The 26,777-nt window shown below is 71.2% G+C and carries 22 protein-coding genes, 2 pseudogenes and 2 riboswitches; of the genes and pseudogenes, 13 read left to right on the top strand and 11 right to left on the bottom strand.

Annotation, left to right across the window (positions count from 1 at the left end):
- Positions 1-21: 21 nt before the first annotated feature.
- Together ACFQ6S_RS13495 and map are read right to left on the bottom strand one after the other, a co-directional pair.
- Positions 22-132, bottom strand: coding sequence for a keywimysin-related RiPP (locus tag ACFQ6S_RS13495; protein ID WP_383407550.1), 111 nt, complete (start codon positions 130-132; stop codon positions 22-24).
- A 325-nt stretch (positions 133-457) separates the two neighbouring features.
- A complete protein-coding gene (gene map, locus ACFQ6S_RS13490; RefSeq protein ID WP_383407547.1) occupies positions 458-1,234 on the bottom strand; it encodes a type I methionyl aminopeptidase in 777 nt (258 codons plus the stop codon).
- Between the two features lie 64 nt (positions 1,235-1,298).
- On the opposite strand from map, the gene ACFQ6S_RS13485 reads away from it, so the two are divergent.
- From ACFQ6S_RS13485 to ACFQ6S_RS13445, 9 genes are all read left to right on the top strand, one after another.
- Positions 1,299-1,559 carry a helix-turn-helix domain-containing protein gene (locus ACFQ6S_RS13485; protein WP_383407544.1) on the top strand — a complete coding sequence of 87 codons (261 nt, stop codon included), beginning with the start codon at positions 1,299-1,301 and terminating at the stop codon, positions 1,557-1,559.
- Between the two features lie 158 nt (positions 1,560-1,717).
- Positions 1,718-3,298, top strand: coding sequence for a hypothetical protein (locus ACFQ6S_RS13480; protein ID WP_383407541.1), 1,581 nt, complete (start codon positions 1,718-1,720; stop codon positions 3,296-3,298).
- 191 nt (positions 3,299-3,489) lie between these two features.
- Positions 3,490-4,332 (top strand): nitrilase-related carbon-nitrogen hydrolase, encoded by an 843-nt coding sequence (locus ACFQ6S_RS13475; RefSeq protein ID WP_107907925.1) that lies wholly within the window; start codon positions 3,490-3,492, stop codon positions 4,330-4,332.
- Positions 4,329-5,612: an aspartate aminotransferase family protein gene (locus tag ACFQ6S_RS13470; protein WP_383407538.1), complete on the top strand. Its 1,284-nt coding sequence runs from the start codon at positions 4,329-4,331 to the stop codon at positions 5,610-5,612. Before ACFQ6S_RS13475 ends, ACFQ6S_RS13470 begins: the two co-directional genes overlap by 4 nt.
- 38 nt (positions 5,613-5,650) lie before the next feature.
- Positions 5,651-7,216, top strand: a complete 1,566-nt coding sequence (locus ACFQ6S_RS13465; RefSeq protein ID WP_383407535.1) for a PucR family transcriptional regulator — start codon at positions 5,651-5,653, stop codon at positions 7,214-7,216.
- Between the two features lie 155 nt (positions 7,217-7,371).
- Positions 7,372-8,214, top strand: a complete 843-nt coding sequence (locus ACFQ6S_RS13460) for a nitrilase-related carbon-nitrogen hydrolase (protein ID WP_285514726.1) — start codon at positions 7,372-7,374, stop codon at positions 8,212-8,214.
- Between the two features lie 40 nt (positions 8,215-8,254).
- Positions 8,255-9,658, top strand: coding sequence for a dihydropyrimidinase (gene hydA, locus ACFQ6S_RS13455; RefSeq protein WP_383407531.1), 1,404 nt, complete (start codon positions 8,255-8,257; stop codon positions 9,656-9,658).
- 11 nt (positions 9,659-9,669) lie between these two features.
- Entirely contained in the window at positions 9,670-10,692 is a 1,023-nt protein-coding gene (locus ACFQ6S_RS13450) for a TIGR03842 family LLM class F420-dependent oxidoreductase (protein ID WP_383407528.1), read from the top strand.
- A 202-nt stretch (positions 10,693-10,894) separates the two neighbouring features.
- Positions 10,895-12,442 (top strand): NCS1 family nucleobase:cation symporter-1, encoded by a 1,548-nt coding sequence (locus ACFQ6S_RS13445; protein WP_383407526.1) that lies wholly within the window; start codon positions 10,895-10,897, stop codon positions 12,440-12,442.
- 21 nt (positions 12,443-12,463) lie between these two features.
- Here ACFQ6S_RS13445 and ACFQ6S_RS13440 read toward each other — a convergent pair whose 3' ends face one another.
- On the bottom strand, positions 12,464-13,135 hold the full coding sequence (locus ACFQ6S_RS13440) for a hypothetical protein (RefSeq protein ID WP_383407523.1): 672 nt from the start codon (positions 13,133-13,135) through the stop codon (positions 12,464-12,466).
- Between the two features lie 150 nt (positions 13,136-13,285).
- Positions 13,286-13,827: pseudogene (locus tag ACFQ6S_RS13435) on the bottom strand (DNA-binding protein); the annotation flags it as partial.
- 67 nt (positions 13,828-13,894) lie between these two features.
- On the opposite strand from ACFQ6S_RS13435, the pseudogene ACFQ6S_RS13430 reads away from it, so the two are divergent.
- Positions 13,895-14,032: pseudogene (locus tag ACFQ6S_RS13430) on the top strand (LuxR C-terminal-related transcriptional regulator); the annotation flags it as partial.
- Here ACFQ6S_RS13430 and meaB read toward each other — a convergent pair.
- From meaB to ACFQ6S_RS13415, 3 genes are read right to left on the bottom strand one after another with little or no spacing between them, the layout of a single operon-like run.
- Positions 13,981-15,012 carry a methylmalonyl Co-A mutase-associated GTPase MeaB gene (meaB, locus tag ACFQ6S_RS13425; RefSeq protein WP_383407520.1) on the bottom strand — a complete coding sequence of 344 codons (1,032 nt, stop codon included), beginning with the start codon at positions 15,010-15,012 and terminating at the stop codon, positions 13,981-13,983. The pseudogene ACFQ6S_RS13430 and the gene meaB overlap by 52 nt on opposite strands.
- On the bottom strand, positions 15,009-17,183 hold the full coding sequence (scpA, locus tag ACFQ6S_RS13420; protein ID WP_383407517.1) for a methylmalonyl-CoA mutase: 2,175 nt from the start codon (positions 17,181-17,183) through the stop codon (positions 15,009-15,011). The genes meaB and scpA overlap by 4 nt, the downstream gene beginning before the upstream one ends.
- Positions 17,183-18,985, bottom strand: coding sequence for a methylmalonyl-CoA mutase family protein (locus ACFQ6S_RS13415; RefSeq protein WP_383407515.1), 1,803 nt, complete (start codon positions 18,983-18,985; stop codon positions 17,183-17,185). Before ACFQ6S_RS13415 ends, scpA begins: the two co-directional genes overlap by 1 nt.
- A gap of 234 nt (positions 18,986-19,219) precedes the next feature.
- A riboswitch (cobalamin riboswitch) is annotated at positions 19,220-19,292 on the top strand.
- A gap of 61 nt (positions 19,293-19,353) precedes the next feature.
- Between ACFQ6S_RS13415 and ACFQ6S_RS13410 the strand changes: the two genes are divergently transcribed.
- From ACFQ6S_RS13410 to ACFQ6S_RS13400, 3 genes are all read left to right on the top strand, one after another.
- The gene (locus ACFQ6S_RS13410; protein ID WP_383407512.1) at positions 19,354-19,575 is read left to right on the top strand and encodes a CbtB-domain containing protein; all 222 of its coding nucleotides are present in this window, start codon (positions 19,354-19,356) and stop codon (positions 19,573-19,575) included.
- Between the two features lie 21 nt (positions 19,576-19,596).
- Positions 19,597-20,355: a CbtA family protein gene (locus ACFQ6S_RS13405; protein ID WP_383407510.1), complete on the top strand. Its 759-nt coding sequence runs from the start codon at positions 19,597-19,599 to the stop codon at positions 20,353-20,355.
- Positions 20,356-20,499: 144 nt separating this feature from the next.
- On the top strand, positions 20,500-20,829 hold the full coding sequence (locus ACFQ6S_RS13400; RefSeq protein WP_383407507.1) for a hypothetical protein: 330 nt from the start codon (positions 20,500-20,502) through the stop codon (positions 20,827-20,829).
- A gap of 20 nt (positions 20,830-20,849) precedes the next feature.
- Here ACFQ6S_RS13400 and ACFQ6S_RS13395 read toward each other — a convergent pair whose 3' ends face one another.
- The 4 genes from ACFQ6S_RS13395 to aceB form a co-directional block, all read right to left on the bottom strand.
- Positions 20,850-21,443 (bottom strand): histidine phosphatase family protein, encoded by a 594-nt coding sequence (locus ACFQ6S_RS13395; protein ID WP_383407504.1) that lies wholly within the window; start codon positions 21,441-21,443, stop codon positions 20,850-20,852.
- A gap of 96 nt (positions 21,444-21,539) precedes the next feature.
- Entirely contained in the window at positions 21,540-23,858 is a 2,319-nt protein-coding gene (metE, locus tag ACFQ6S_RS13390; protein WP_383407501.1) for a 5-methyltetrahydropteroyltriglutamate--homocysteine S-methyltransferase, read from the bottom strand.
- A 154-nt stretch (positions 23,859-24,012) separates the two neighbouring features.
- Positions 24,013-24,237: riboswitch (cobalamin riboswitch) on the bottom strand.
- Positions 24,231-25,103 carry a 3-hydroxybutyryl-CoA dehydrogenase gene (locus ACFQ6S_RS13385; RefSeq protein WP_383407498.1) on the bottom strand — a complete coding sequence of 291 codons (873 nt, stop codon included), beginning with the start codon at positions 25,101-25,103 and terminating at the stop codon, positions 24,231-24,233. (Overlaps the previous riboswitch by 7 nt.)
- On the bottom strand, positions 25,100-26,692 hold the full coding sequence (aceB, locus tag ACFQ6S_RS13380; RefSeq protein ID WP_383407495.1) for a malate synthase A: 1,593 nt from the start codon (positions 26,690-26,692) through the stop codon (positions 25,100-25,102). The genes ACFQ6S_RS13385 and aceB overlap by 4 nt, the downstream gene beginning before the upstream one ends.
- Between the last annotated feature and the right edge of the window lie 85 nt (positions 26,693-26,777).

The following is a 26,777-nucleotide window of genomic DNA, read 5'->3' as shown; positions in this document are numbered from 1 at the left end:
TCGGGTCAGTGCCGTCGCCCGTCAGTTCTTGCTCAGGATCAGACGGTCGTTGCCGTGGCGTCCCAGGAGCCCCGTCTCCTTGCGGAACTTACCGAGCCGGACGAGCGTCGGTGCCTCGTATGCCTTCTTCATGACTTCTCCTCACTGAGCCGTGGCCCAAGCCCCACGGTGGGGTGGGCGCAGCACACAGCTAGCTGCGGAATGTGAGGTTCCGGCAAGGTGTGGCACGAAAGTATGAACATACGAAAATGCCGGTGAATTTGGTCCGCTTTTACCTGCGTTCGGGCCTGGTGGGAGACCTTTGGCCATCGAAGGTTTGCCGTGCATATGTGCGAAGAATCGTTCCCGGCTGCGGCCCGTCAGTGGTCGCGGCAGCCGTGCACGAAACCCGGCGCGGGAGCCGCCGGAGCGCACTGTGCGGCCGCCGGTGCGCAACGTCTCCGGTGGGGGTGGCTGGTCAGAGGGCTTCCCGGGCCGTGAGAACGCGAGGCCCCGCCTCCGTGATCGCCACCGTGTGCTCCGCGTGGGCCGCGCGGGAGCCGTCGTTCGTGCGCAGGGTCCAGCCGTCCGGAGCCGCGTGGTAGCCGTCCCCGCCGCTCGCGATGAGCATCGGCTCGATGGCGAGGACCATGCCGTGCCGCAGCGGCATGCCCCGGCCCGGACGTCCCTCGTTCGGCACGGACGGGTCCTCGTGCATCTTGCGGCCGATGCCGTGCCCGCCGAAGCCGTCCGGGACGCCGTACCCGGCCGACCGGCACACCGAGCCGATCGCGTGCGCGATGTCGCCGATGCGGTTGCCGACCACGGCCGCCTCGATGCCCGCCGCCAGCGCCCGTTCCGCCGTCTCGATCAGGCGTACGTCCTCCGGGCGCGCCCTGCCCACCGTGAAGCTGATCGCCGAGTCGCCGGCCCAGCCGCCCAGTTGGGCGCCGAAGTCGGCGGAGAGCAGGTCGCCGTCGCGCAGGCGGTAGCCGGTCGGGATGCCGTGCACGATCGCGTCGTTCACCGATGTGCACAGGACGGCGGGGAAGGGGACGGGGGCGAAGGAGGGACGGTAACCGAGGAACGGGGAGGTCGCCCCGGCGCTGCGCAGCACCTCGTGCGCCACCTCGTCCAGTTCCAGCAGGGATACCCCGACGTCGGCGGCCTTGCGTACCGCCGTGAGGGCCTGGCCCACGACCTGTCCGGTCGCGTACATCGCATCGATCGACGTGTCTGTCTTCAGCTCCACCATGCCAATTACTATACCGGTATTTGAATAGGGGTGAGGGATCGGGGGCGGTATTAGAATGGGCGCCATGGTGCGCACCCCTCTCACCCCCGCAGAACGTGAACGTGGCGAGCGGCTCGGCCGGCTGCTCCGCGAAGCCCGAGGCGGCCGCAGCATGTCGGAGGTCGCGGCGAGCGCCGGTATCTCCGCCGAGACGCTGCGCAAGATCGAGACCGGGCGGGCGCCGACCCCGGCCTTCTTCACCGTCGCCGCGCTGGCGGAAGCCCTCGGGCTGTCGATGGACGAACTGTTCGGCCGGTGCGCGCCGGTTGTCGAGGCCGTCGCCTGAGAGGCCGCCGCCCGAGAGGCCCCGGCTGAGGGTCCGCACGTCACTTTCCGGCAGGTGCGGCGTACTCTGCGTTCAGTCGGAAAACTTCCCGTAGCGCGCTCGTAACACAGCTGGTGTTGCCTAACGGACCGGAGTGCTCCGGTCTGGCGGGAGTTGAGATGTCAGTGGATCAACTCCCGGCTCGGGTGCGGGAGTTCATGAACTACCTGGACGGCCTCATGGCGCGCCTGGATCAGGGCGGCGGCTGGTGCGGGGTGTTCTGGCAGCGCGACCCGGAGGGCATGCGGGCCTGTCTCGACGGACGTGAGGTGCCGCCCTGGGACGTCGTGGAGTCCCTGCTGCACGACCTCTCCGCCCAGTACGGCCCCGGCGGCGCCGGCCCCGAGACGGAACGCGCCCGCGCCCTGCACACCGCCGCCCTCGCCGCGTACGACGTCCGTCCCGGCGGCCGTGACGCCCTCGGTGACCGCCTCGACGTCATGCTCCGCGAACAGCGGTACGCCGTCGAACGGCAGGCGGAACTGGGCCGGGCGCTCGCCGCCGCCACCGGCCGGGAGGAGGCCGACTCCATCCGCCTCGACCTCGCCTGGGCCAGCGACGACCACGAACGCGCGACCGCGCGGTGCGCCGAGCTCCGCTCCCGGATGGCCGACCTGGACCGCCGGGCGGCGGGGATGCGGGGGCAGGCCATACCGAGGGCGCGGGTGGACGAGGGTGCTGTGTTCCGCGTCGCCGACGGCGGGTTCGGAGACGACGGGTTCGAAGACGACGGGTTCAGAGGCGGCGGGTTCGGAGACGACGGGTTCAGAGGCCAGGGGGCGGTCGGCGGCGGCGCCTTCCGGGACGACGGATCCACGAGTGACGGGTTCGCGGGCGGCGGCTTCGCGGGCGGCGGGTCGGGAGCGCACCGCACGGCCCCGAGCGACACCCGGCCGGAAGCCCGCCCCGCCCCCGACCCGGCCCCAGCCCCGTCCGCCACCCCCACCTCCACCCCGAAGCAGCGCAAGCGCCGCCGAGGCAGTGCCCGCTTCGCCGGCATCGTCGAGGAGGAGGCCGCCCCCGTCGTCGTACCGCCCACCGCCGAGCCCGTCCTCCCGGCACTCCCTGCCGAGGCCGTCACCGCCCGCCGCACCCCGCGAGGGGCCCGGTTCGCCGGGGCCGCCGAAGAGGCGTCCGGGACCCCGGAACGGCCGTCGCCGGCGGCGGACCCCACGGACCGACGCGAGGTCGGCGGCATCGTCGAGGCGCTGGTGCGGCTGCGGGCCGAAGGGCGCAGCGGTGAGGCGCACGTACTGCTCGTCGACGCCGCGCACTGGCCCGCCGATCGCCTTCCGCTGCTCGCCGCCGAGATGCAGCGCGCCGGGCTCGGGGCGGACTGGGCGACCCTGCTGTGGGAGGCGGCCTCGCTTCCCGCCGAGCGGCTGGTCGCCGCCGCCGACGCGCTGACCGCGGCGGGGCGCGCCGAGGACGGGGAGCAGATCCTGCGGCAGGGCGTGCTGCGGCCGGCGCCCGAGATAGGGCAGGCCGTGCTGGGGCTGGCCGGCGAGGGGCGGGGCCGTGAGGTCCGGGCGCTGCTGGACGCCTACGTCCGCGTGCGCACCCCGGAGGAGGCCGCCCGCAGTGCGGCGCTCGACCCGAGGACGCTCGTACCTCTGCTGCTGGCAGCCGCTCAAGGGGTCTCGGACGAGTGTCAGTGGGATCTCGTGCACGCGCTGCGGGTCGCGGGCTTCACGGCGTGACATCGCCTCGCACCACGCATCACACCCCTCCCACCGGCCCCATCCATCACCCACAGGAGGGTGAAACCTGATCGACTCAGCGGGTTAACGACGATGGTCTTGGCAAGGCTGTCCCAGGGGCTTACTTTCGAGCCTCTACGGCCCCCCTCTACGGGCGTAGAGGCTCTGACGTCCCGTCGAAGGAGCAGCTCATGGCCAACGTCGTACGCGCCGCTCTGGTCCAGGCCACCTGGACCGGCGACACCGAGTCCATGGTGGCGAAACACGAGGAGCACGCACGCGAGGCGGCCCGGCAGGGCGCCAGGATCATCGGCTTCCAGGAAGTCTTCAACGCTCCCTACTTCTGCCAGGTCCAGGACCCCGAGCACTACAGCTGGGCCGAGCCGGTCCCCGACGGGCCCACCACGCGTCGTATGCAGGAGCTGGCCCGTGAGACCGGCATGGTGATCGTCGTGCCCGTCTTCGAGGTCGAGCAGGCGGGCTTCTACTACAACACCGCCGCCGTGATCGACTCCGACGGCACCTTCCTCGGCAAGTACCGCAAGCACCACATCCCGCAGGTCAAGGGCTTCTGGGAGAAGTACTACTTCAAGCCCGGCAACATCGGCTGGCCGGTCTTCGAAACCGCGGTCGGGAAGGTGGGCGTCTACATCTGCTACGACCGCCACTTCCCCGAAGGGTGGCGGCAACTCGGCCTGAACGGCGCTCAGTTGGTCTACAACCCGTCGGCGACCTCGCGCGGCCTGTCCGCCTACCTGTGGCAGCTGGAGCAGCCGGCCGCGGCCGTCGCGAACGAGTACTTCGTCGCCGCCATCAACCGGGTGGGACAGGAGCCGTACGGCGACAACGACTTCTATGGGACGAGCTATTTCGTCGATCCCCGTGGGCAGGTTGTCGGGGAGATCGCCAGCGACAAGAGCGAGGAGCTCGTCGTGCGCGACCTCGACTTCGACCTGATCGACGAAGTGCGGCAGCAGTGGGCCTTCTACCGCGACCGCCGCCCCGACGCCTACGAAGGACTGGTGCAGCCGTGACCAAGGACCTGATGGGACGCCACCGCGCCGTCATGCCGGACTGGCTCGCCCTCTACTACGAGGAGCCGCTGGAGATCACCCACGGCGAGGGCCGCCACGTCTGGGACGCCGAGGGCAATCGGTACCTCGACTTCTTCGGCGGCATCCTCACCACGATGACCGCACACGCGCTGCCCGAGGTCACCAAGGCGGTGAGCGAGCAGGCCGGGCGGATCATCCACTCCTCCACCCTGTACCTCAACCGGCCGATGGTCGAACTCGCCGAGCGCATCGCCCACTTGAGCGGCATCCCGGACGCCCGTGTCTTCTTCACCACCTCCGGCACCGAGGCCAACGACACCGCCCTGCTGCTCGCGACGACACACCGGCAGAGCAACACCGTCCTCGCGATGCGCAACAGCTACCACGGCCGCTCCTTCAGCGCGGTCGGCATCACCGGCAACCGCGGCTGGTCGCCGACCTCGCTGTCGCCGCTGCAGACGCTGTATGTCCACGGCGGTGTCCGCACCCGTGGGCCGTACGCCGATCTCAGCGACGCCGACTTCATCGCGGCCTGCGTGGACGACCTGCAGGACCTCCTCGGCCACACCCGCCCGCCCGCCGCCCTCATCGCCGAGCCCATCCAGGGCGTCGGCGGCTTCACCTCGGGCCCGGACGGGCTGTACGCCGCCTTCCGGGAGGTGCTCGCCGAGCGCGGCATCCTGTGGATCTCCGACGAGGTGCAGACCGGCTGGGGCCGCACCGGCGACCACTTCTGGGGCTGGCAGGCGCACGGCCAGGCCGGACCGCCGGACATACTGACCTTCGCCAAGGGCATCGGCAACGGCATGTCCATCGGCGGGGTCGTCGCCCGCGCCGAGATCATGAACTGTCTGGACTCCAACAGCATCTCGACCTTCGGCGGCACCCAGATCACCATGGCGGCCGGCCTCGCCAACCTCTCCTACCTGCTGGAACACGACCTCCAGGGCAACGCCCGGCGGGTCGGCGGACTGCTCCTGGAGCGGCTGCGGGGCGTCGCCGCGCAGGTGCCGCACGTGCGGGAGGTGCGCGGCCGGGGCCTGATGCTGGGCATCGAGCTGACCCGGCCCGGCACCGACGAGGCCGACCCCGGTGCCGCGTCCGCCGTGCTGGAGGCGGCCCGCGACGGCGGCCTGCTCCTCGGCAAGGGCGGCGGGCACAACACCAGTTCCCTGCGCGTCGCCCCGCCCCTGTCCCTCACCGTCGCGGAGGCCGAGGAGGGCGCCGCGATCCTCGAGAACGCTCTGAGGAGCATCTAGCAGGACCCAAGTGAGCACCTGAGCAAGGGAACGCCGCCATGACCACCACCTCGGAACCCCTGGAACCCGCTCTGTCGGTCCGGCAGGTCCTCACCCTGGAGCGGGTGCAGGCCGGGGAGCCCGAGGTGGTGGCCGGCGCCGGTCAGCTGGACCGGCCGGTGCGCTGGGTGCATGTCGCCGAGGCGCCGGACGTCGGGGTGATGCTCAGCGGCGGCGAGATGGTGCTCACCACCGGGGTGCTGCTCGCCGGGGACGAGGACAAGCAGGCCGAGTACATCCGTTCCCTGCACCGGGCCGAGGCCGCGGCCGTCGTGCTGGGCCTCGGCCGGGCCTTCCCCGCCCCGCCGGAGGTGATGCGCCGGGCGGCCGAGCGGTGCGGGCTGCCCATGGTGGTGCTGCACCGGCCGTTCCCCTTCGCCGAGCTGACCGAGGAGGTCCAGTCCCGGCTCGTACGGCGGAAGTTCGCCGCCGTAAGCCTCTCGGAGTCCGTACGGACCGCCCTCACCGGACTCATCACCGCGGGCGCCCCGCTGCAACGCCTGCTCGACGAGGTCGCCTCGCACAGCGCCTGCCCCGTCGTCGTCACCAACCTCGCCCACCGCGTCCTCGCCACGGCGGGGGAGCGGCCGGCGGTGGACGACGTGCTGCGCGACTGGGAGCGCATCGCCCGGCAGGCAGGCGGCAGCGAGGGCGACGGCTGGATCCGCGCCGAGCTGGGCGGGCGCGGTGAGCGCTGGGGCCAGATCATGCTGTGCGGGCACCGCGGGGACACCGCCACCGGGCGGCTGCTCGCCGAGCGCGCCGCCGAGGCGCTCGTCCTGCACCGCATGCTCGGCGGGAACTCCGGCCACACCTGGGAGGAGCAGTCCGCGCAGAGTCTGCTCACGGACCTGGTCAGCGGGGTCGTACCGGCGAGGCAACTGCTGCCGCGCGCGCGTGCCGCCGGACTGCCCGTCAACCGGCGCACCTTCGTGCCGCTGGTCGTGCGGGACGGCGAGGCGGACCGACTGGAGCGTGTGCTGCGGATGCTGGGGCTCTCCGGGATCGTCGCCGAGCTCGCCGACGGGGCCACCGCGGTGCTGCTCAGCCTCGCCCGGGACCAGGACGCCGCCGTGCTCGCCGCGAACTTCGCCGCGCGGGTGCGCTCGGAGACGGGGGCCGCCCACACCGTCGTGGCCGCCGCCGACGCCCGGACCGTCTGGGACGACGTGCCCGCCGGGCTGCGCGAGGCCCAGCACGTCGCCGACGCCGTCGCCGACTCCTCGGCCGTCCTCGACCTCCCGGCCGTCGTCCGCCTCAAGGACGTGCATCTGCGGGGCCTGATCCGGTTGTTGCGCGACGACCCGTACGTCCAGTCGTTCGCCGAGCGGGAGCTGGACGGGCTGCTGTGCGCGGCCGACGAGGACATGCTGTCCGTGCTGCGGACGTATCTCGCGACCGGCCGGAACAAGTCCCGCACCGCCCAGCTCCACCATGTCTCGCGGCCCGCGCTCTATCGCCGCCTGGAGGCGATACAGACGCGGCTCGGCGTCGACCTCGACGACTTCGAACAGGCCGCATCCGTGCACATCGCACTCCTCGCGCACGACGCGCAACAAAGCTGAAACCTGGCACGACCTGGGAAAACGGCGGTGAAACATGGGACCACGACAGGGTGACACCGTGACACGCCGCACGCCCGCAGACGTGACACCGTGCAACTCAACCCGATGTTGTGGACTTCCTAGGCTCCTCGCACACCGAACGACCGGAGGTCCCGATGAGCCGAGTGATTCGTGCCGCCCTCTTCCAGACCGCCTGGACCGGCGACAAGGAATCGATGATCCAGGTACACGAGCAGGCGGCCCGCGACGCGGCCGCACAGGGTGCTCAAGTGCTGTGCTTCCAGGAGCTGTTCTACGGGCCGTACTTCTGCCAGGTGCAGGACAAGGCGTTCTACGAGTACGCCGAGCAGATCCCCGAGGGCCCGACCGTCCGGCGCTTCCAGGCGCTCGCCAAGGAGCTGGGCCTCGTCCTCGTCCTGCCGATGTACGAGGAGGAGCAGCCGGGCGTCCTGTACAACACCGCCGCCGTGATCGACGCGGACGGCTCCTACCTCGGCAAGTACCGCAAGACCCACATCCCCCAAGTGCAGGGATTCTGGGAGAAGTTCTACTTCCGCCCCGGGAACAGCGGCTGGCCGGTCTTCGAGACGGCCGTCGGGAAGATCGGCGTGTACATCTGCTACGACCGTCACTTCCCGGAGGGCTGGCGGGCCCTGGGCCTCGGCGGCGCCGAGATCGTGTTCAACCCCTCGGCCACCTCCCGCGGGCTCTCCCGCTACCTGTGGCAGCTGGAGCAGCCGGCCGCGGCCGTCGCCAACGAGTACTTCGTGGGCGCGATCAACCGGGTCGGCGTGGAGGACCTCGGCGACAACGACTTCTACGGCACCACGTACTTCGTGGACCCGGAGGCCCAGTTCGTCGGGGAGGTGGCGAGCGACAAGGAGACCGAACTCGTCGTCCGCGACCTGGACCTGGCCAAACTCCGCGAGGTCCGCGACCGCTGGCAGTTCTACCGGGACCGCGCGCCGGGGGCGTACACGCCGCTGACGGCGCCCTGATCGCACCGACCGCACCGTCCACCCTGCGAGGAGAGGGACCATGACCAGCCGTACCGTCATCCGCGGCGGCCTCGTCATCACCGCGTCCGACGAGATGCACGCCGACGTCCTGATCGAGGACGGCCGTATCGCCGCCCTCGCCGCCAGTGGCACCCCGGCCGCCGAGGCCTGGACGGCCGAGCGGACCCTCGACGCCTCCGGGAAGTACGTCATCCCGGGCGGCGTCGACGTCCACACCCATATGGAGCTGCCGTTCGGCGGCACCTTCGCCTCCGACACCTTCGAGACCGGCACCCGGGCCGCCGCCTGGGGCGGTACGACCACCATCGTCGACTTCGCCGTGCAGAGCCAGGGTCACTCGCTGCGCGAGGGCCTCGACGCCTGGCACGCCAAGGCCGAGGGCAACTGCGCGATCGACTACGGCTTCCACATGATCGTCTCCGACGTGAACCAGGAGACCCTCAAGGAGCTGGACCTGCTGGTCGAGGAGGGCGTGACCAGCTTCAAGCAGTTCATGGCCTACCCGGGGGTGTTCTACTCCGACGACGGCCAGATCCTGCGCGCCATGCAGCGCTCCGCCGAGAACGGCGGCCTGATCATGATGCACGCCGAGAACGGCATCGCGATCGATGTGCTGGTCGAGCAGGCGCTGGCGCGCGGTGAGACCGATCCCCGCTATCACGGCGAGGTCCGCAAGGCGCTCCTGGAGGCCGAGGCCACCCACCGGGCCATCAAACTCGCGCAGGTGGCGGGAGCCCCGTTGTACGTCGTGCACGTCTCGGCCACGGAGGCGGTGGCCGAGCTGGCACGCGCGCGTGACGAGGGCCTGAACGTCTTCGGCGAGACCTGCCCGCAGTATCTGTTCCTGTCCACCGACAACCTCGCCGAGCCGAACTTCGAGGGCGCCAAGTACGTGTGCTCGACGCCCCTGCGCCCGCGCGAGCACCAGGCCCAGCTGTGGAAGGGGCTCCGGACGAACGACCTCCAGGTCGTCTCCACCGACCACTGCCCCTTCTGCTTCGTGGGCCAGAAGGAGCTCGGCCGGGGCGACTTCTCCAAGATCCCCAACGGTCTGCCGGGCGTGGAGAACCGGATGGACCTGCTCCATCAGGCCGTGGTGGACGGCCGGATCTCGCGCCGCCGCTGGATCGAGATCGCCTGCGCGACCCCGGCCCGCATGTTCGGCATGTACCCGAAGAAGGGCACCATCGCGCCCGGCGCCGACGCCGACGTCGTGATCTACGACCCGCAGGCCGAGCAGGTCATGTCCGCCGTCACCCACCACATGAACGTCGACTACTCGGCGTACGAGGGCAAGCAGACCACCGGCCGGGTCGAGACGGTCCTCTCGCGCGGCGAACTCGTCATCACCGAGCGGGAGTACACCGGTCGTGCCGGGCACGGCGTCTACACGCCCCGCTCCACCTGCCAGTACCTCAACTAGGAGCGGAGCACATGGACTTCGGACTCGTCCTGCAGACCGACCCGCCGGCCTCGCGGGTCGTCAGCCTGATGAAACGCGCCGAACGGAGCGGGTTCACCCACGGCTGGACCTTCGACTCAGCCGTGCTGTGGCAGGAGCCGTTCGTCATCTACAGCCAGATCCTGTCCAACACGCAGAAGCTGACCGTCGGCCCGATGGTGACCAACCCGGGCACCCGCACCTGGGAGGTCACCGCCTCCACCTTCGCCACCCTGAACGACATGTTCGGCAACCGCACGGTCTGCGGCATCGGCCGCGGCGACTCGGCCATGCGCGTCGCCGGCCGCAAGCCCAACACCCTGGCCCGGATCAGCGAGGCCATGAAGGTCATCCGGGCCCTCGGCAGCGGTCAGGAGGCAGACCTCGGCGGCGGCACGGTCGTCAGGTTCCCGTGGATCAAGCCCGGCGCCGAACTCCCCGTGTGGATGGCGGCGTACGGCCCGAAGGCCCTGAAGATGACCGGTGAGGAGGCCGACGGGTTCATCCTCCAGCTCGCCGACCTCTATCTGACCGAGTACATGGTCAAGGCGGTGAAGGACGCGGCGGCCGCGGCCGGCCGTGACCCGTCCGAGGTGAAGATCTGCGTCGCCGCCCCGGCGTACGTGACCGAGGACGACTCGCCCGAGAAGCTCGCCCACGCCCGTGAGCAGTGCCGCTGGTTCGGCGGGATGGTCGGCAACCACGTGGCCGACCTGGTGTCCAAGTACGGCGCGCACTCCGCCGCCGTACCCGACGAACTCACCGACTACATCAAGGCCCGTGAGGGGTACGACTACTCCCATCACGGACGCGCCGACAACCCCGACACCGCCTTCGTCCCCGACGAGATCGTCGACCGGTTCTGCCTCATCGGACCGGTCGAGAAGCACATCGAGAAGCTGAACGCGCTGCGCGAGCTGGGCGTCGACCAGTTCGCCGTCTACGACATGCACGACGCGCAGGAAGCGGTGATCGACGCGTACGGCACGTCGGTCATCCCCGCGCTCAACTCCTGACACCGTCCACCAGTCCACGCGACACCGCTCCACCGACCCCCCACCCCTTGTCCCCCTCCCCACCGGTCCCGGCCTCCCCGCCGCCCCGGGGAGGGGAGGGGTGGCGGGGCCCGGGGAGGGCCGGTCCGCAACCGCCCGTCCCCGTCGCCCCGCCGGCCCCCGCACGGCCTCTCCCGTCCCGTCCTGATCGATTGGCCTGCTCATGACCGAAACAGTCCCCACGGGGTCGCCGATATCGAAGCCCGCCGACGCCGGCGGCCGGATCGAGCTCGCCCCCGAGGCGTACCCCGCCGACAGCCCCTTCGCCAACGAGGATCTGCGTCCCGTCCCGGTCGCCGAGCGCAAGTGGACGACGTACAACTTCGCCGCCCTGTGGATCTCGATGGCCCACTGCATCCCCAGCTGGACCCTGGCCTCCGGTCTGGTCGCGCTCGGCATGGACTGGAAGCAGGCCGTCTTCACCATCGCCCTGGCCAACGTCATCGTGCTGCTGCCGATGCTGGCCACCGGGCACGCCGGGCCCAAGTACGGCATACCCTTCCCGGTGCTGGCGCGGGCCTCCTTCGGGCTGCGCGGCGCCAACATCCCGGCGATGATCCGGGCGGCCGTGGCCTGCGGCTGGTTCGGCATCCAGACCTGGATCGGCGGCAGCGGCATCTTCGCCCTCGGCTCCAAGCTCACCGGGGGCCACTGGGAGAACGCGGGCAAGATCGCGGGCAACCCCTGGCCGCTGTGGCTCTGCTTCATCCTGTTCTGGGCCGTGCAGATCGCCATCATCTACCGCGGCATGGACTTCCTGCGGCACTTCGAGAACTGGGCCGCGCCCTTCGTGATCGTCGGTGCGGTGGTCCTGCTGGTCTGGATCGCCGTCAAGGCGGACGGCTTCGGTGCGCTGCTCGACCAGCCCTCGAAGCTCGGCTGGGGCCCCGACTTCTGGCCGGTCTTCTTCCCGTCCCTGATGGGAATGATCGGCTTCTGGGCCACGCTGTCCCTCAACATCCCTGACTTCACCCGCTTCGGCGCCAGTCAGAAGGCACAGACCTGGGGGCAGTCCCTCGGTCTGCCCACGACCATGACGCTCTTCGCGATCCTCGCCGTCCTGGTCACCTCCGGCTCCGAGGTCGTCTACGGCGAGGCCATCTGGGACCCGGTCACCCTGGCCGCCAAGACCGACAGCGTCTTCGGTCTGCTCTTCGCCCTCATCGTGGTGCTGGTCGCCACGATCTCCGTGAACATCGCGGCGAACGTCGTCTCCCCGGCGTACGACCTGGCGAATCTGGCGCCGAAGCTCATCAACTTCCGTACCGGCGCGCTGATCACCGGTGTCGTCGGCGTCCTGATCTTCCCCTGGAAGCTGATCTCCACCCCGGAGTTCTACATCTTCACCTGGCTCGGCGTGGTCGGCGGCCTGCTCGGCACGGTCGCGGGCATCCTGATCGCCGACTACTGGATCGTCCGCCGCACGGTCCTGCACCTCGCCGACCTGTACACCCCGGGCGGGCGCTACTGGTACTCGTCCGGCTGGAACTGGCGCGCGATCGCCGCCTTCCTGGTCGGCGGCGTCCTCGCGGTCGGCGGCTCGTACTCGGGTGTGGGGGCCGGCGGCGCGAAGACCGGGCCGTTCCCGGCCGACGGACTGATCCCGTTCCTCAAGCCGCTCGCCGACTACGGCTGGGCGGTGGGTCTGGGCGCCTCGCTGGTGCTGTACGTGGTGCTCATGGGCGGCCGCAAGGAACCCGCGGACGCCTGAGGAAACCGCCGGGGAGGACGGTCAGCCCTTCTGGCCGTCCTCCAGGGCGGCGACCGCCTCCTTGGCGGCCTTGATCGCACCCTTGTTGATCTCGTCGGTGTCGGGGGCCTTCTTCGACTCGAAGTCGCTTCCGCTGTAGGTGATGGAGACCAGCGCGTTGGACGCGCGGATCATCACCGTGCCCTCGCGGGTCTGCTGCTTGTCCTCGGTGGTGAGGTTCACGACCGAGTAGCCGGCGTCGCCGACACCGGGGACCTCGCCACCGCCGCCCTTGTCCGCCACGCGCTCCTTGTAGGACGCCTCCGCGGCCTCGTCCGACGCCGTGATCTCGTAGGACACGTCCAGCCAGCGGTAGTCGAAGTCCTTGAGCGCGTTCCAGGAGCAGGTGCGGCGCAGGTTCGAGTCGGTCGACGGGATCTCCTTGCCGGCCGCCTTGGCGCCGGGCACGAGGCCGCCTATCGTCTTCGAGCTCAGGGCTTTGCACGGCGCGGGAGCGGAGGAGTACGTCTTCGACGCCGCAGCCGTCGCGGGAGCCGAGGGCGAGTCGTCGCCGCCGGTGTTCTGCGTCGCCGTCCGGTCCTCGGCGGCCGGCGTCGCGGCCGGGCCGGACGACAGCGCCCAGCCCGCCGCGGCGAGCACGACGACGGGCGACAGACGCGCGGTGAGGGCGAGCGGCAAGGGAAGAGAACGCACGGCGCACTTCTCGTGGGGGACGGTGCGGAGGGAGTCCGCACTGCGGACGGGACGCCAGTGTCACATGACTCCCTGTGAGGCGAAAGTGCCAACTCGCTCCGTGCTGACGTCATTACGGAAGGGCCGCGATTACGTGGTGTCCTGGGTGACTTACATGGCCTCCTGGATGATTTGTGCGGAAAATGCGCTTTCGATGCGGTCTACGGCGATGAAGGCGCCGTACGCGACCATGCGCACCAGACAGTGGTCGGTGTGCTCAGGCCGGCGCCAGGCCGCCACGTCCTCGTCCGTGATGCGGTACGGCGCGAGGGCGGCCAGCAGCGCGAGCCGCGCCCCGGGACGCTCCCGGCGGTCCGGGAACCCTTCCAGGGCGAGCGGGGGATGGGCGCCGTCCCAGTCCTGGAGCGCCGCCTCCACGAGGTCGTGGTCGTCGGCGTCCAGGAGGTCCGCGCCCCGCATGGCCGCCCTGAGCAGTGCCGCGTACGCGAGGCCGACGGTGTGCCGCCCGCCCAGGCGGGGGCCTCGCCGGGATCGACGGCGTCGAGCAGCGCGAGCGAGTGGCCGGGGCGGGCGGTGCGGCGCACGGTCCGGGAGAGGGCGCGGCCCGCGACGCTCCGTACCGCCCGGAAGCGCTGGGCGCCCGCCGGGAGAAGGTTCTCGGTCAGCAGGGCCGACGCGATCCGGTTGATGAATTGACATCCTCCCCCTCCTAAGGAAGGGGGATTCCAACCTGGGTGGGTTGAGGTTCACGGGCGCTCGATCAGCCCGTTCACGGCGAAGACCCACATCAGCCGGGCGATGACCAAGCTGGCGGCGCGCGACCGGGCTCAACTCGTCGTGTTCGCCTATGAGTCGGGGCTGATGGCGCCGCGGGGTTCCGACACCTCGGTGGGCTGATCCCGCTTGCCCCCGAACGCCGCGAGGATCCGCTCGGCGGCCAGGGTTGCCGTCAACTCGCCCTCCCTGACCTGCTGTTCGAGCGTCGGGGCGACGGTCCGTACCGCCGGGTCGGCGTTCAGGCGGCCCAGGAGTTCGTCGCGGACCATGGTCCAGGTCCAGTCGACCTGCTGGTCACGGCGCTTGGCGGCGAGCCGGCCGGTGGAGTCGAGCAGGGTGCGGTGCTGTTCGAGGCGGTCCCAGAGCGTGTCCAGGCCGATCGACTCGCGCCCGCTGCAGTGCAGCACGGGCGGGGTCCAGGCGGCGTCCTTGCCGTGCATCAGGCGCAGGGCGCCCGCCAGTTCACGGGCGGCGGCACGGGCGTCCCGCTCGTGCGGGCCGTCGGCCTTGTTGACGGCGAGCACGTCGGCCAGTTCCAGGACGCCCTTCTTGATGCCCTGGAGCTGGTCGCCGGTGCGGGCCAGCGTCAGCAGCAGAAAGGAGTCGACCATGTTCGCGACCGCGGTCTCCGACTGGCCGACGCCGACCGTCTCGACCAGGATCACGTCGTAGCCGGCCGCCTCCATCACCACGATCGACTCGCGCGTGGCCTTGGCTACACCGCCCAGCGTGCCGGCCGTGGGGGAGGGGCGGATGAACGCCGCCGGATCCACCGCCAGACGCTCCATCCGCGTCTTGTCGCCCAGGATCGACCCGCCCGTCCGGCTGGACGACGGGTCGACGGCCAGCACCGCGACCCGGTACCCGAGCGCGGTGAGCATCGTCCCGAACGCGTCGATGAACGTCGACTTCCCGACCCCCGGCACCCCGCTGACACCGATCCGGCGCGCCTTCCCGCTGTGCGGCAGCAGCTCGGTCAGCAACTGCTGTGCCAGCACCCGGTGCCCGGGGCGGGTGGACTCGACGAGCGTGATGGCGCGCGCGACGATCGCCCGCTTCCCGTCGAGCACACCCTTCACATACGCGTCGAGATCGATCACAGCTCGTGCCCGAGATCGGCCCCCAGCCGCCGTACGAGGTCGTACGCGGCGTCCGGGATCACCGTCCCGGGCGGGAAGACGGCCGCAGCGCCCATCTCCAGGAGCGTCGGCACGTCCTGCGGTGGGATCACCCCGCCGACGACGATCATGATGTCCTCGCGGCCCTCCTCGGCCAGCTGCTCCTTGAGCGCCGGTACGAGGGTCAGGTGCCCGGCGGCCAGCGACGACACCCCGACGATGTGCACGTCCGCCTCGACGGCCTGACGGGCCACCTCGGCCGGGGTCTGGAACAGCGGGCCGACGTCCACGTCGAAGCCGAGGTCGGCGAAGGCGGTGGCGATCACCTTCTGGCCGCGGTCGTGGCCGTCCTGGCCCATCTTGGCGACCAGGATGCGCGGGCGGCGGCCCTCGGCCTCCTCGAAGTCGGACACGAGGGTGCGGGTGCGGTCCACGGACGGCGACTCTCCGGCTTCGTTGCGGTACACGCCGGTGATGGTACGGATCTGGCTCGCGTGCCGGCCGTACACCTTCTCCAGGGCGTCGGAGATCTCCCCGACGGTGGCCTTCGCGCGGGCGGCGTTCACCGCCAGCTCCAGCAGATTGCCCTCGCCCCCGGCGGCCCGGGTCAGCGCGTCCAGCGCGTCCCGGCACGCGGTCTCGTCCCGCTCCTCGCGCAGCCGCCGCAGCTTGGCGATCTGCTGGGCGCGCACGGAGGAGTTGTCGACCTTGAGCACCTCGATCTGCTCGTCGCTGTCGACGCGGTACTTGTTGACGCCGATGACCGGCTGGCGGCCGGAGTCGATCCGCGCCTGGGTGCGGGCCGCGGCCTCCTCCACGCGCAGCTTCGGGATGCCGGCGTCGATGGCCTGCGCCATGCCGCCCGCCTGCTCGACCTCCTGGATGTGCTGCCAGGCGCGGCGGGCGAGGTCGTACGTCAGCTTCTCGACGTAGGCGCTGCCGCCCCAGGGGTCGATGACCCGGGTCGTGCCCGACTCCTGCTGGAGCAGCAGCTGGGTGTTGCGGGCGATACGCGCGGAGAAGTCGGTGGGCAGCGCGAGCGCCTCGTCGAGGGCGTTGGTGTGCAGCGACTGCGTGTGGCCCTGCGTCGCGGCCATCGCCTCCACGCACGTCCGCGTGACGTTGTTGAACACGTCCTGCGCGGTCAGCGACCAGCCCGAGGTCTGCGAATGGGTGCGCAGCGACAGCGACTTGGAGTTCTTCGGGTCGAACTGCTTCACCAGCTTCGCCCACAGCAGGCGGGCCGCCCGCATCTTGGCGATCTCCATGAAGAAGTTCATGCCGATCGCCCAGAAGAACGACAGCCGCGGCGCGAACGCGTCGACGTCCAGCCCGGCCTCACGGCCAGCGCGGATGTACTCCACGCCGTCCGCGAGCGTGTACGCCAGCTCCAGGTCGGCCGTGGCACCGGCCTCCTGGATGTGATAGCCGGAGATGGAGATCGAGTTGTAGCGGGGCATCCGCTGCGAGGTGAAGGCGAAGATGTCGGAGATGATCCGCATCGACGGCTTCGGCGGATAGATGTAGGTGTTGCGGACCATGAACTCCTTGAGGATGTCGTTCTGGATGGTCCCGGCCAACTTCTCGGGCGCTACGCCCTGTTCCTCCGCCGCCACGATGTACAGCGCGAGCACCGGCAGCACGGCGCCGTTCATCGTCATCGACACGGTCATCTTGTCCAGCGGGATGCCGTCGAAGAGCTGCCGCATGTCGTAGATCGAGTCGATCGCCACGCCCGCCATGCCGACGTCACCCGTCACACGCGGGTGGTCGCTGTCGTACCCCCGGTGCGTGGGCAGGTCGAAGGCGACCGACAGGCCCTTCTGGCCGGCCGCCAGATTGCGCCGGTAGAAGGCGTTGGACTCCTCGGCGGTGGAGAAGCCCGCGTACTGGCGGATGGTCCAGGGCTGGTTGACGTACATCGTCGGGTACGGGCCGCGCAGATACGGCGCCATGCCCGGGTAGGTGCCCAGGAAGTCCAGGCCCTCCAGGTCACGGCCGGTGTACAGCGGCTTGACCGCGATGCCCTCGGGCGTCTCCCACAGCGGCTCCTCCCCGCCCGTGGCCTGCTTGACGGCCGTACGCCACTCGTCGGCACCGCCCACGGCGGCCGGGGTCCCCAGCTCGATCCCGGAGAAGTCGGGGATTCCCATCACGACGCTCCCATGCGGTCGAGGGTGGCGGACAGCACGGCGACGGCGTCACAGCCCGCGAAGACGTAACTGTCGACATCGGAGTACTGCCCGGGGCGGCCCGCGAGGAACACCTGCGTGGCGCCCGCCGACCTGAACTCGGCGGCCACGGTGGCGGCCTGCTCCTCGTAGAGCGCGTCACTGGAGCACAGACACACCTGAGTGGCACCGCTCTCCTCGAAGGTGCCCTCGGTGACCGGCTCGATGCCGCCCGCCTGGAACAGGTTCGAGGCGAAGGTGAGGCGCGCGGTGTGGGCCGCCGCGGGGCCGAGCGCGGCCAGGAAGATCCGGGGCCGGGAACCCGTGGCGGCCAGGTGGGCGTCGGAGCGGGCGCGCAGGGCCTCGTACGTCTCGTCACGCCGGACCCGCGGAAGGCCGCCGGACTCAGGCTCGGGAGCGGGCTCGCGCTGCACGGGCTGCTCGGCGAGGTGCGGGAACTCGCTGACACCGGTGACGGGTTCGCGGCGCCCCGCAAGCTTGCCGGTGCGCGCCTCCCAGGTGTCGGCGAGGTCCTGGCGCAGCCGCCCCGAGCGCAGGGCCGCGGCCTGACCGCCGGCCTGCTCGATCCGCTGGAAGAACTCCCAGCCCGCGTGGGCGAGTTCGTCGGTCAGCCGCTCCACGTACCAGGAACCGCCCGCCGGGTCGATCACCCGGGCCAGATGGGACTCCTCGATGAGGATGGTCGAGGTGTTGCGGGCGATGCGCCGCGCGAACGCGTCCGGCAGGCCGAGCGCGTGGTCGAAGGGCAGCACCGTCACCGATTCGGCGCCGCCGACCCCGGCCGCCAGCGTGGCGATCGTCGTGCGCAGCATGTTCACCCAGGGGTCGCGGCGCGTCATCATCACCGGCGAGGTGACGGCGTGCTGCACCTGAGCGCCCGGCGCCCCGCACACTTCGGTGACCCGCGCCCACAGCCGGCGCGCGGCGCGCAGCTTGGCGACGGTCAGAAACTGGTCGGCGGTGGCGGCGTAACGGAACTCCAGCTGCGCACCGGCCTGTTCGACGGTCAGCCCCGCCTCGGTGAGCTCGCGCAGATACGCGACGCCGGTCGCCAGTGAGCAGCCCAGCTCCTGGGCGGCCGAGCCACCGGCCTCGTGGTACGGCAGCGCGTCCACGGTCAGTGCCCGCAGCCCCGGGTACTCCTCGGCGCACCGCCGCGCCAGCGCGGCGACGGGTGCGAACTCCGAGGACTTGCCGGTACGGGCCTCATGGCCGAGCGGGTCCGCCCCGAGATTGCCGCGCGCCACGTCCTTGGCGACGCCCCGCTCCTCGTACAGCCGCAGCAACTCGCGCGCGGCGGGCTCCAGGTCGCTGCCCGCGTCGAGGACGACGGGGGCCAGGTCCAGGTAGACGCCGTCCAGGGCGCGGCCGAGCTCCGTCACCGGGATGCCGCCCGCGCCGAGCACCAGCCAGAGCGAGGTGACGCCGTTCTCCAGGTCCGCCAGCACCACGCCGTCGGTGAGCGCAGTGTGCCGCTGCCGGACGTCCCAGCCGCCGGCCGTGTTGCCCTCGGCGCGACCGCCGCGGACGAACGGGGCGAACCCGGGCAGGCCGGCATCGGGCGCGGCGTCGCGCGCGCTGTACAGAGGGCGGGTGCGCAACCCGTCCTCCAGGGCGGTGGACAGGGCGTCTTCCGCTGCCGTGCCCGAGACGTCCTTGCCCGCCTTGCGCAGCACACCTTCCACCAGGTGTTGCCACTGCTCATGGGTTGCGTCAGGGAACTCGGCGGCCAGCGAGAGCCCGTCGTCAGGCAGGACCGTCATGCTCGGATGCTAGGTCAGATCGACAAAGGAGCAGCAGAGGGCACGGCTGTGACCTTGCCCTCTTCCGCATTGTGACCTGCGTCTCCGGGCTGTACCGGCCGGTCGGCGAACGGTCGTTCCGCGGCTTTTGCCGTAGGTAAAGGTTCGGTCAGAGCAGGGTCCCGGGGGCCCGTGGGCCATTGGTCATGTCCTGGTCGAGGAGTACGGTCGGGGCGATATCGACGACGGCAGGACGGAAGCCGGTGGGAATCCGGCACGGTCGCGCCACTGTGTGCCTGCCCCTGGGAACGGGGGTGGCGAGTCAGACCCGTAGCCGTCGTCATGTGCACCACCGAGATGGGACGCGAACTCCCAGAGGAGGCCCTGCCATGGCGCAGCATGTCGCCCCGCCGACCGCCACCACCCCCGCTCTCCCCGCCAGACTGCCGATCGGCGCGATCGTCCCCTGGGCGGTCTTCTTCGGCATCCTGATGCTGGTCCTGCTGTACTTCGTCGGCGCCGAGCAGGGCGCCACCTCCGTCGTCTCCGGCGAGGACGTCCACGAGTGGGTGCATGACGCCCGCCACCTGCTCGGCTTCCCCTGCCACTGACTCCGGGGAGCCGCAACCCTCATGAACTCCGCAACCGTGAGAAACCTGCTCGTGCGAGGCATGCTCGCCGGCCTGGGCGCGGGCGTGCTCGCGCTGATCGTGGCCTACGTCCTCGGTGAGCCGAGCGTCGACAAGGCGATCGGCTTCGAGGAGGCGCACGCCTCCGGGCACGAGCACGAGGTCGAACTCGTCTCCCGCAGCCTCCAGTCCACCGCCGGCCTTGCCACCGGTGTCCTGATCTACGGTGTCTCCTTCGGAGGCCTCGCCGCCCTCGCCTACTGCTTCGCCCTGGGCCGCGTGGGCCGCTTCACCCCACGGGCCACCGCGCTGCTGCTGTCCGGCTGCGCGCTGCTCGCCGTCTACGTCGTGCCGTTCCTGAAGTACCCGGCCAACCCGCCGGCGGTCGGCGACCCCGACACCATCGGCAAGCGGACCACCCTGTACTTCCTGATGATGGTGCTCAGCGTCCTCCTCGCGGTGGCCGCGACCATCCTGGGCAAGCGCCTCGCCCCGAAGCTGGGCACCTGGTACGCCACCGTCGTCGCGGTGGCCGCGTTCGCCGTCGTGATCGCACTGGCGTACGCGTTCCTGCCCGTCGTCAACGAGGTGCCGGGCGACTTCCCAGCCACCGTGCTGTGGCGGTTCCGGCTCTCCGCGCTGGCCATGCAGGTCACGCTGTGGACGGGCTTCGGGCTGCTCTTCGGCGAGCTGGCCGAGCGACTGCTGAATCCCAAGCCGGCCGCCGCGGCTTCGGCCCCGGCGGTGGCCGCCCCCGGCTGACCGGAATGCGATCACGTGCGAGGGCCCGCGGAACCATCCGGGGGCCCTCTCGCGTTCCTCGGGCACCGAGTCGATCGGACAGCCATGGCAAGGACAACCGGCCGATCACCCGATGGACGATCCGACGGGGAGCGGAGGAGCCGAGTGGCCAGACATCCACAGCCGCGCCGCATCACGCTCGGCGGCCGCGAGGCGGTGGCGCTCACCGTGGAGGAGTACGAGCAACTGATGGCCAGCCGGCGGCAGATCGGCGGCCAGAGCGCCCGAGTGCGCGTACTCGGCCAGCAGGTCAAGCGGACCGAGCAACTGCTGCAGGATTTGGAGACGCTGGTCGCGGCCCCGCCGGAACGCTGCCGCGAGCAGCCGGGCGCGATGTGCGCCGACGGCGGGACGACGCAGGCGGACGCTGATCGGGGCTGTCTTCGCTGTGCCGTCGCGGCACTGCTGCGCCGCCACCGCGACTCGGCATCCTGAGATCCCGGGCAGGGTCGTTGCTAGTCGGTGTCCGGCGCGGCCAGGGGCCGCCCCAGCCGCAGGTTCCAGCGTCCGGCCCGTCCACTGAGCTCGGTGGCCGTCAGCGGGGCGACGTCGAGACGCCAGAACGCCGCAGTGGGCATGCCGAGCGCGTGGAGGACGGCCGCGCGTACGATCTCGGGCTCGACCACGGCGAGCGTACGACCGTCCAGATCCTGCGCGGTCGTCAGCCAGCGAGCGACCCGATCGCACAGGTCCCGCACCGACTCACCCCCGTGCGGCGCGCAGCCCGGGTCGGTGAGCCAGCGGCCCACCGGCTCCGGCTCGGCGGCACTCACCTCGTCGAGCGAACGGCCCCGCCAGCGGCCCACATCCAGCGCGGCCAGCTCCGGTATCGCCGGACCGAGCAGACCGAGCAGACCGAGCGCCTCGGCCGTCTCTTGGCAGCGCGAGCTCGGCGAGGTGAGCACACGGGCGGGCGAGGGCAGGGTCCCGGCGGCGGCGGCCGCCTGCGCTGCGCCGGTGGTGTCGAGCGGGGTCCGGCCGTCGTCGAAGCGGGCCTGGCGCAGTGCTGCGTTCATCGCGGGTGAGATGAAGGTGACGCGGCTGGTCACGCGGTCGCTCCTCGTGCCGGGGTCATGACGTGCTGCTCGCCCATGGGCCGGGCCCTCACCGCATGAGCGGTGAGGGCCCTTGGCCGGTCGGCCGGGTCAGGACCCGGACAGCTCCTCCCGTACCGTACGGGCCGCCGCCACCAGGTTCTCCAGCGAGGCCCGGGTCTCCGGCCAGCCGCGGGTCTTCAGACCGCAGTCGGGGTTGACCCAGAGCCGCTCGGCCGGGATCGCCTTCAGGCCCGTGCGGAGCAGCCCGGCGGCCTCCTCCGTGCTGGGGACGCGCGGCGAGTGGATGTCGTACACGCCCGGCCCGGCCTCGCGCGGATAGCCGTGGGCGGCCAGCTCGCGCGCGACCTGCATGTGGGAGCGGGCCGCCTCCAGGCTGATGACATCGGCGTCTAGGTCGTCGATGGCCTGGACGATGTCGCCGAACTCGGCGTAGCACATGTGCGTGTGGATCTGCGTGTCCGGCCGCACCCCGCCGGCGGTGAGCCGGAACGCCTCCGTGGCCCAGGCGAGGTAGGTGGTGTGATCGGCCGCGCGCAGCGGCAGCGTCTCGCGCAGCGCTGGCTCGTCCACCTGGATCACCGAAGTGCCGGCCGCTTCAAGGTCGTTCACCTCCTCACGCAGGGCGAGCGCGACCTGGCGGGCCGTCTCGGCGAGCGGCTGGTCATCGCGGACGAAGGACCAGGCGAGCATGGTGACCGGTCCGGTGAGCATGCCCTTGACCGGGCGGGAGGTGAGCGACTGGGCGTACGTCGTCCAGCGCACCGTCATCGGCTCGGGGCGGGAGATGTCGCCGGCCAGGATCGGCGGGCGGACGTACCGGGTGCCGTAGGACTGCACCCAGCCGTGCCGCGTGGCGAGGTAGCCGGTGAGCCGCTCGGCGAAGTACTGGACCATGTCGTTGCGTTCGGCCTCGCCGTGCACCAGGACGTCGATGCCGGTCGTCTCCTGGAAGGAGACGACCTCCTGGATCTCCGCCTTGATGCGCTCCTCGTAGCCGGCCGCGTCGATCCGGCCGGCGCGCAGATCGGCGCGCGCGATGCGCAGTTCGCCGGTCTGTGGGAAGGAGCCGATCGTGGTGGTCGGCAGCAACGGCAGCTTCAGGTGCGCGCGTTGGGCGGCGGCCCGCTCGGCGTACGGCTGCGAGCGGCGGGCGTCCGCCTCGGTGACGGCCGCCGAACGGGACCGGACCGCCGGGTCACCGGTGATCGGGGAGCCGGCGCGGGAGGCCAGGTCGGCCCGGTTGGCGGCCAGTTCGGCGGTGATCGTGCCGGTGCCCTGGGCGAGGCCCTTGGCGAGCGTGACGACCTCGGCGGTCTTCTGCCGCGCGAAGGCGAGCCAGCGCAGGATCTGCGGCTCGATGTCCCGCTCCGCCGCCGCGTCCAGCGGCACATGAAGGAGGGAGCAGGAGGCCGACACGTCCACCCGGTCGGCCAGGCCCAGCAGGGTGCCGAGCGTGGCCAGCGACGCCGACAGGTCGTTGACCCAGATGTTGCGGCCGTTGACGACCCCGGCCACCAGTCGCTTGCCGGGCAGCCCGCCGACGGCCGCGAGCGCGCCCAGGTTGGCGGCGGCGGACCCCGTGAAGTCCAGTGCGAGCCCCTCGACCGGCGCCTTGGCCAGCACGGGCAGCGCCTCGCCCAGCCGGTCGAAGTACGACGCGACCAGCAGCTTCGGCCGGTCGGTGCGGCCGCCGAGGTCGCGGTAGGCACGCGCGGCGGCGTTCAGCTCGGCCGGGGTGCGGTCCTGGACCAGGGCCGGTTCGTCCAGCTGAACCCACTCGGCGCCCGCCGCGCGCAGATCGGCCAGGATCTCCGCGTACACCGGCAGCAGCCGATCGAGCAGGGTCAGCGGCTCGAAGTCCGCGGCGACCCCGGGCGCGGGCTTGGCGAGCAGGAGATAGGTGATCGGGCCGACCAGGACCGGCCGGGCGGTCAGGTCCAGCGCCAAGGCCTCTTTCAGCTCGGCGACCTGCTTCGTCGAGTCGGCCGTGAACACCGTGTCCGGCCCCAACTCCGGCACGAGATAGTGGTAGTTGGTGTCGAACCACTTGGTCATTTCCAGCGGCGCGATGTCCTGGGTGCCGCGCGCCATCGCGAAGTAGCCGTCCAGGGCGTCGGCCTCGACCGAGGAGCGGTGGCGTTCGGGGATCGCGCCGAGCGCGACCGTGGTGTCCAGGACGTGGTCGTAGTACGAGAAGTCACCGGTCGGCACCTCGTGGATGCCGGCGTCGGCGAGCCGTCGCCAGTTCGAGCGGCGCAGTTCGGCGGCGGTGGAGCGGAGGGCGTCAGCGGTGACACGGCCCTTCCAGTAGCCCTCGATGGCCTTCTTCAGTTCCCGGTTCGGGCCCTGGCGGGGGTAGCCGTACACGGTGGCCCGTGCTGCCGCGGCTGCGGACTTGGTGGTCACGGAGATCTCCTTCGCGAGATGAATCCCTGAGATCCCGGCGACGGGACGAGAGCGCGAAGGGGTGACGAACCGATCGGCAACGGCCGTACGGCCGTCCGTTCGGTCATGTTCGCCGACCCGCCCTCGAGGTCACCGGGATGTCCGCGCACGAGTGGTTCGCGCGCGGGCAGTTGGCAGGTCTTCGGACTCGCGGGCACGCCCTCCTGGCCGGAGGACACCTACTGGCCGTCGCTTCCCGGGCCCGGTACGTCGGACCCAGTGCGTATGACGGCGGTCGTTCCCGCTCACCGCTGCGGGGCAGTCCCGGATTCCCACCGGGTTCCCTCTTGCGACGCATCCCGTCTGGCCGACGGGGCGAACCAGCTGCACGGATCAGCCTACCTGGCCGTACACATGGAACCCCCGGCCGCTCTTACGGCCCAGCAACCCCGCCTCCACCATCCGCTGGAGCAGCGGGGGAGGGGCGTGGAGGGGTTCCTTGAACTCCTCGTAGAGCGACTCGGCGATCGAGGCGACCGTGTCGAGGCCGATCAGGTCCGCGAGCTTCAGCGGGCCCATGGGGTGGGCGCAGCCCAGTTCCATGCCGTCGTCGATGTCGGCGGCGGTGGCGAAGCCGGACTCGGCCATGCGGATGGCGGACAGCAGGTAGGGGACGAGCAGCGCGTTGACGACGAAGCCCGCCCGGTCCTGGGAGCGGATCACGGTCCGGCCGAGGGCGCCGGTCGCGAAGTCCTCGACCCTGGCGATCGTCGCCGCCGACGTGTGCAGGGAGCTCACGACCTCCACCAGCGGCAGAACCGGCACGGGGTTGAAGAAGTGCAGGCCCACGACCCGGTCCGCGCGGCCGGTCGCCCGGCCGAGCCGCATGACCGGCAGGGAGGAGGTGTTGGTGGCCAGCACGGCCGCCGGATCCTCGACGATCTTGTCGAGCGCGGAGAACACCTCGATCTTGGCGTCCGGGTTCTCCACGACGGCCTCGACGACGAGCTGCCGGTCGGCCAGTTCCTCCAGACTGCCCGTGAACACCGTCCGGGCGAGCGCGTCCCGCGCGGCGGCCTGCTCCAGCCTGCCGCGTCGCACCGCGCGGTCTAGCGAAGCCCCCACTCGTTCCCGGGTGGCGCGGGCCGCGACCGCGTCCACCTCGCAGACCACGGTGTCGAGTCCGGCCAGCGCGCACACCTCGGCGATCCCGGCCCCCATCTGCCCGCCGCCGACCACGCCGACGCGCCCGATGCCCCCGCTCATGCCCCGGCTTCCGTCCGCCGCACCAGATGGCGGCGGTAGGCGTCCGGCGTGAAGAACCCCGGCAACTCGCCCGCCAGCGCGCTCCGTTCGAACAGCGCGCGGATCTCGTCGACCGGCGCCCACGGATACTCGGCGCCCAGCGCCACGATCTCGTCGTCGACCAGCCGCAGCACGGTCTCCCGGTCGATCACCCGGTGCCGCAGCCACTGCCAGATCTGCACCCGGGCGATCTCGGCGGTGGCCGCGTCCTCCATCAGGCCGTTGATGGCGACCGCGCCCTGTCCGCGCAGCCAGGCCGCGAAGTAGCGCAGCGCCACGGCGATGTTGACGCGCACCCCCTCGGGTGTGGGGGGCCCGCTGATCCGGCGCACCGACAGCAGGTCGGTGGCGCTGACGTCCACGTCGTCACGCATACGGTCGATCTGATGCGACCGGTCGCCGAGGACACCGCCGAACACCTCACGGCAGACCGGGACGAGCCCCGGATGGGCCACCCAGGACCCGTCGAACCCGTCCTCCGCCTCCCGCTCCTTGTCCAGCCGGACGGTGGCCAGCGCGGCCTCATTCCCGGCCGGGTCCCTGCCGGGCACCTGGGCGGCCATGCCTCCGATGGCGTGGGCGCCGCGACGGTGGCACGTGCGCACGAGGAGTTCGGTGTACGCCCGCATGAAGGGAGCAGTCATCGTCACCTTCGCCCGGTCGGGGAGAAGGAAATCGGTGCGGTGACCGAAGGTCTTGATCAGGCTGAACAGGTAGTCCCAACGGCCCGCGTTGAGCCCCGAGCTGTGCTCGCGCAGCTCGTAGAGGATCTCCTCCGTCTCGAACGCGGCGGTGATCGTCTCGATGAGGACCGTGGCCCGGACCGTGCCGCGCGGTATCCCGAGCAGTTCCTGGGCGAGGACGAACACGTCGTTCCACAGCCGGGCCTCGTACCGGTTCTCCAGCTTCGGCAGATAGAAGTACGGGCCGTGGCCGGCGTCGATCTGACGCTGGGCGCAGTGGAAGAAGTACAGCCCGAAGTCGACGAGGGCGGCGGGCACGGGATGGCCCTCGTACGCGAGGTGTTCCTCGTCGAGATGCCAGCCGCGGGGGCGGACCACGATGGTGGCGAGCCGTTCGCCGAGCCGGTAGTCCTTGCCCTCCGGGGTGCTGAAGTCGATACGGCGCTCGATGGCGTCGAGCAGGGTGAGCTGCCCGCCGATGACGTTCTCCCAGGTCGGGGAGGTGGCGTCCTCGAAGTCCGCCATCCACACCTGGGCCCCGGAGTTGAGCGCGTTGACGGCCATACGGCGGTCGGGCGGGCCGGTGATCTCCACGCGCCGGTCGGTCAGCCCGGGGGCGGGCGGCGCCACACGCCAGGTCGGATCGGCGCGCACGGCGGAAGTGACCATGGGGAAGTCGAGCACAGAGCCGCTCGCCAGGCGCAGAGCCTGACGCCGGCGCTCCTTCATCAGATCTTGGCGACGCTCACCGAAGGCGGCGGCGAGGTGGCCCAGGAAATCCAGGGCGGCGGGCGTGACGATCTCGTTGTGCCGGTGACCGGGGGCGCCGAGAACACGGACACGGTGGTTGAGCGCAGTAGTGGACAACGGTTTCTCCTGACTGAAGGCGAGGACACGTCCTCAAGGGGCGCGGGGAACCGCGCGACCAGCCCCCACGCACCCGCGGACGACA

Source organism: Streptomyces sp. NPDC056479 (assembly GCF_042795335.1).
GTDB lineage: Bacteria > Actinomycetota > Actinomycetes > Streptomycetales > Streptomycetaceae > Streptomyces.
Note: the sequence above shows the minus strand (reverse complement) of the source record. Positions and strands in the feature narration are given on the sequence as shown.

What these genes read in the sequence shown, in the direction of transcription:
- ACFQ6S_RS13495 (WP_383407550.1), bottom strand. Translation starts at nt 132, where the DNA reads ATGAAGAAGGCATACGAGGCACCGACGCTCGTCCGGCTCGGTAAGTTC.
- map (WP_383407547.1), bottom strand. Translation starts at nt 1,234, where the DNA reads ATGGTGGAGCTGAAGACAGACACGTCGATCGATGCGATGTACGCGACC.
- ACFQ6S_RS13485 (WP_383407544.1), top strand. Translation starts at nt 1,299, where the DNA reads ATGGTGCGCACCCCTCTCACCCCCGCAGAACGTGAACGTGGCGAGCGG.
- ACFQ6S_RS13480 (WP_383407541.1), top strand. Translation starts at nt 1,718, where the DNA reads ATGTCAGTGGATCAACTCCCGGCTCGGGTGCGGGAGTTCATGAACTAC.
- ACFQ6S_RS13475 (WP_107907925.1), top strand. Translation starts at nt 3,490, where the DNA reads ATGGCCAACGTCGTACGCGCCGCTCTGGTCCAGGCCACCTGGACCGGC.
- ACFQ6S_RS13465 (WP_383407535.1), top strand. Translation starts at nt 5,651, where the DNA reads ATGACCACCACCTCGGAACCCCTGGAACCCGCTCTGTCGGTCCGGCAG.
- ACFQ6S_RS13460 (WP_285514726.1), top strand. Translation starts at nt 7,372, where the DNA reads ATGAGCCGAGTGATTCGTGCCGCCCTCTTCCAGACCGCCTGGACCGGC.
- hydA (WP_383407531.1), top strand. Translation starts at nt 8,255, where the DNA reads ATGACCAGCCGTACCGTCATCCGCGGCGGCCTCGTCATCACCGCGTCC.
- ACFQ6S_RS13450 (WP_383407528.1), top strand. Translation starts at nt 9,670, where the DNA reads ATGGACTTCGGACTCGTCCTGCAGACCGACCCGCCGGCCTCGCGGGTC.
- ACFQ6S_RS13445 (WP_383407526.1), top strand. Translation starts at nt 10,895, where the DNA reads ATGACCGAAACAGTCCCCACGGGGTCGCCGATATCGAAGCCCGCCGAC.
- scpA (WP_383407517.1), bottom strand. Translation starts at nt 17,183, where the DNA reads ATGGGAATCCCCGACTTCTCCGGGATCGAGCTGGGGACCCCGGCCGCC.
- ACFQ6S_RS13415 (WP_383407515.1), bottom strand. Translation starts at nt 18,985, where the DNA reads ATGACGGTCCTGCCTGACGACGGGCTCTCGCTGGCCGCCGAGTTCCCT.
- ACFQ6S_RS13410 (WP_383407512.1), top strand. Translation starts at nt 19,354, where the DNA reads ATGGCGCAGCATGTCGCCCCGCCGACCGCCACCACCCCCGCTCTCCCC.
- ACFQ6S_RS13405 (WP_383407510.1), top strand. Translation starts at nt 19,597, where the DNA reads ATGAACTCCGCAACCGTGAGAAACCTGCTCGTGCGAGGCATGCTCGCC.
- ACFQ6S_RS13385 (WP_383407498.1), bottom strand. Translation starts at nt 25,103, where the DNA reads ATGAGCGGGGGCATCGGGCGCGTCGGCGTGGTCGGCGGCGGGCAGATG.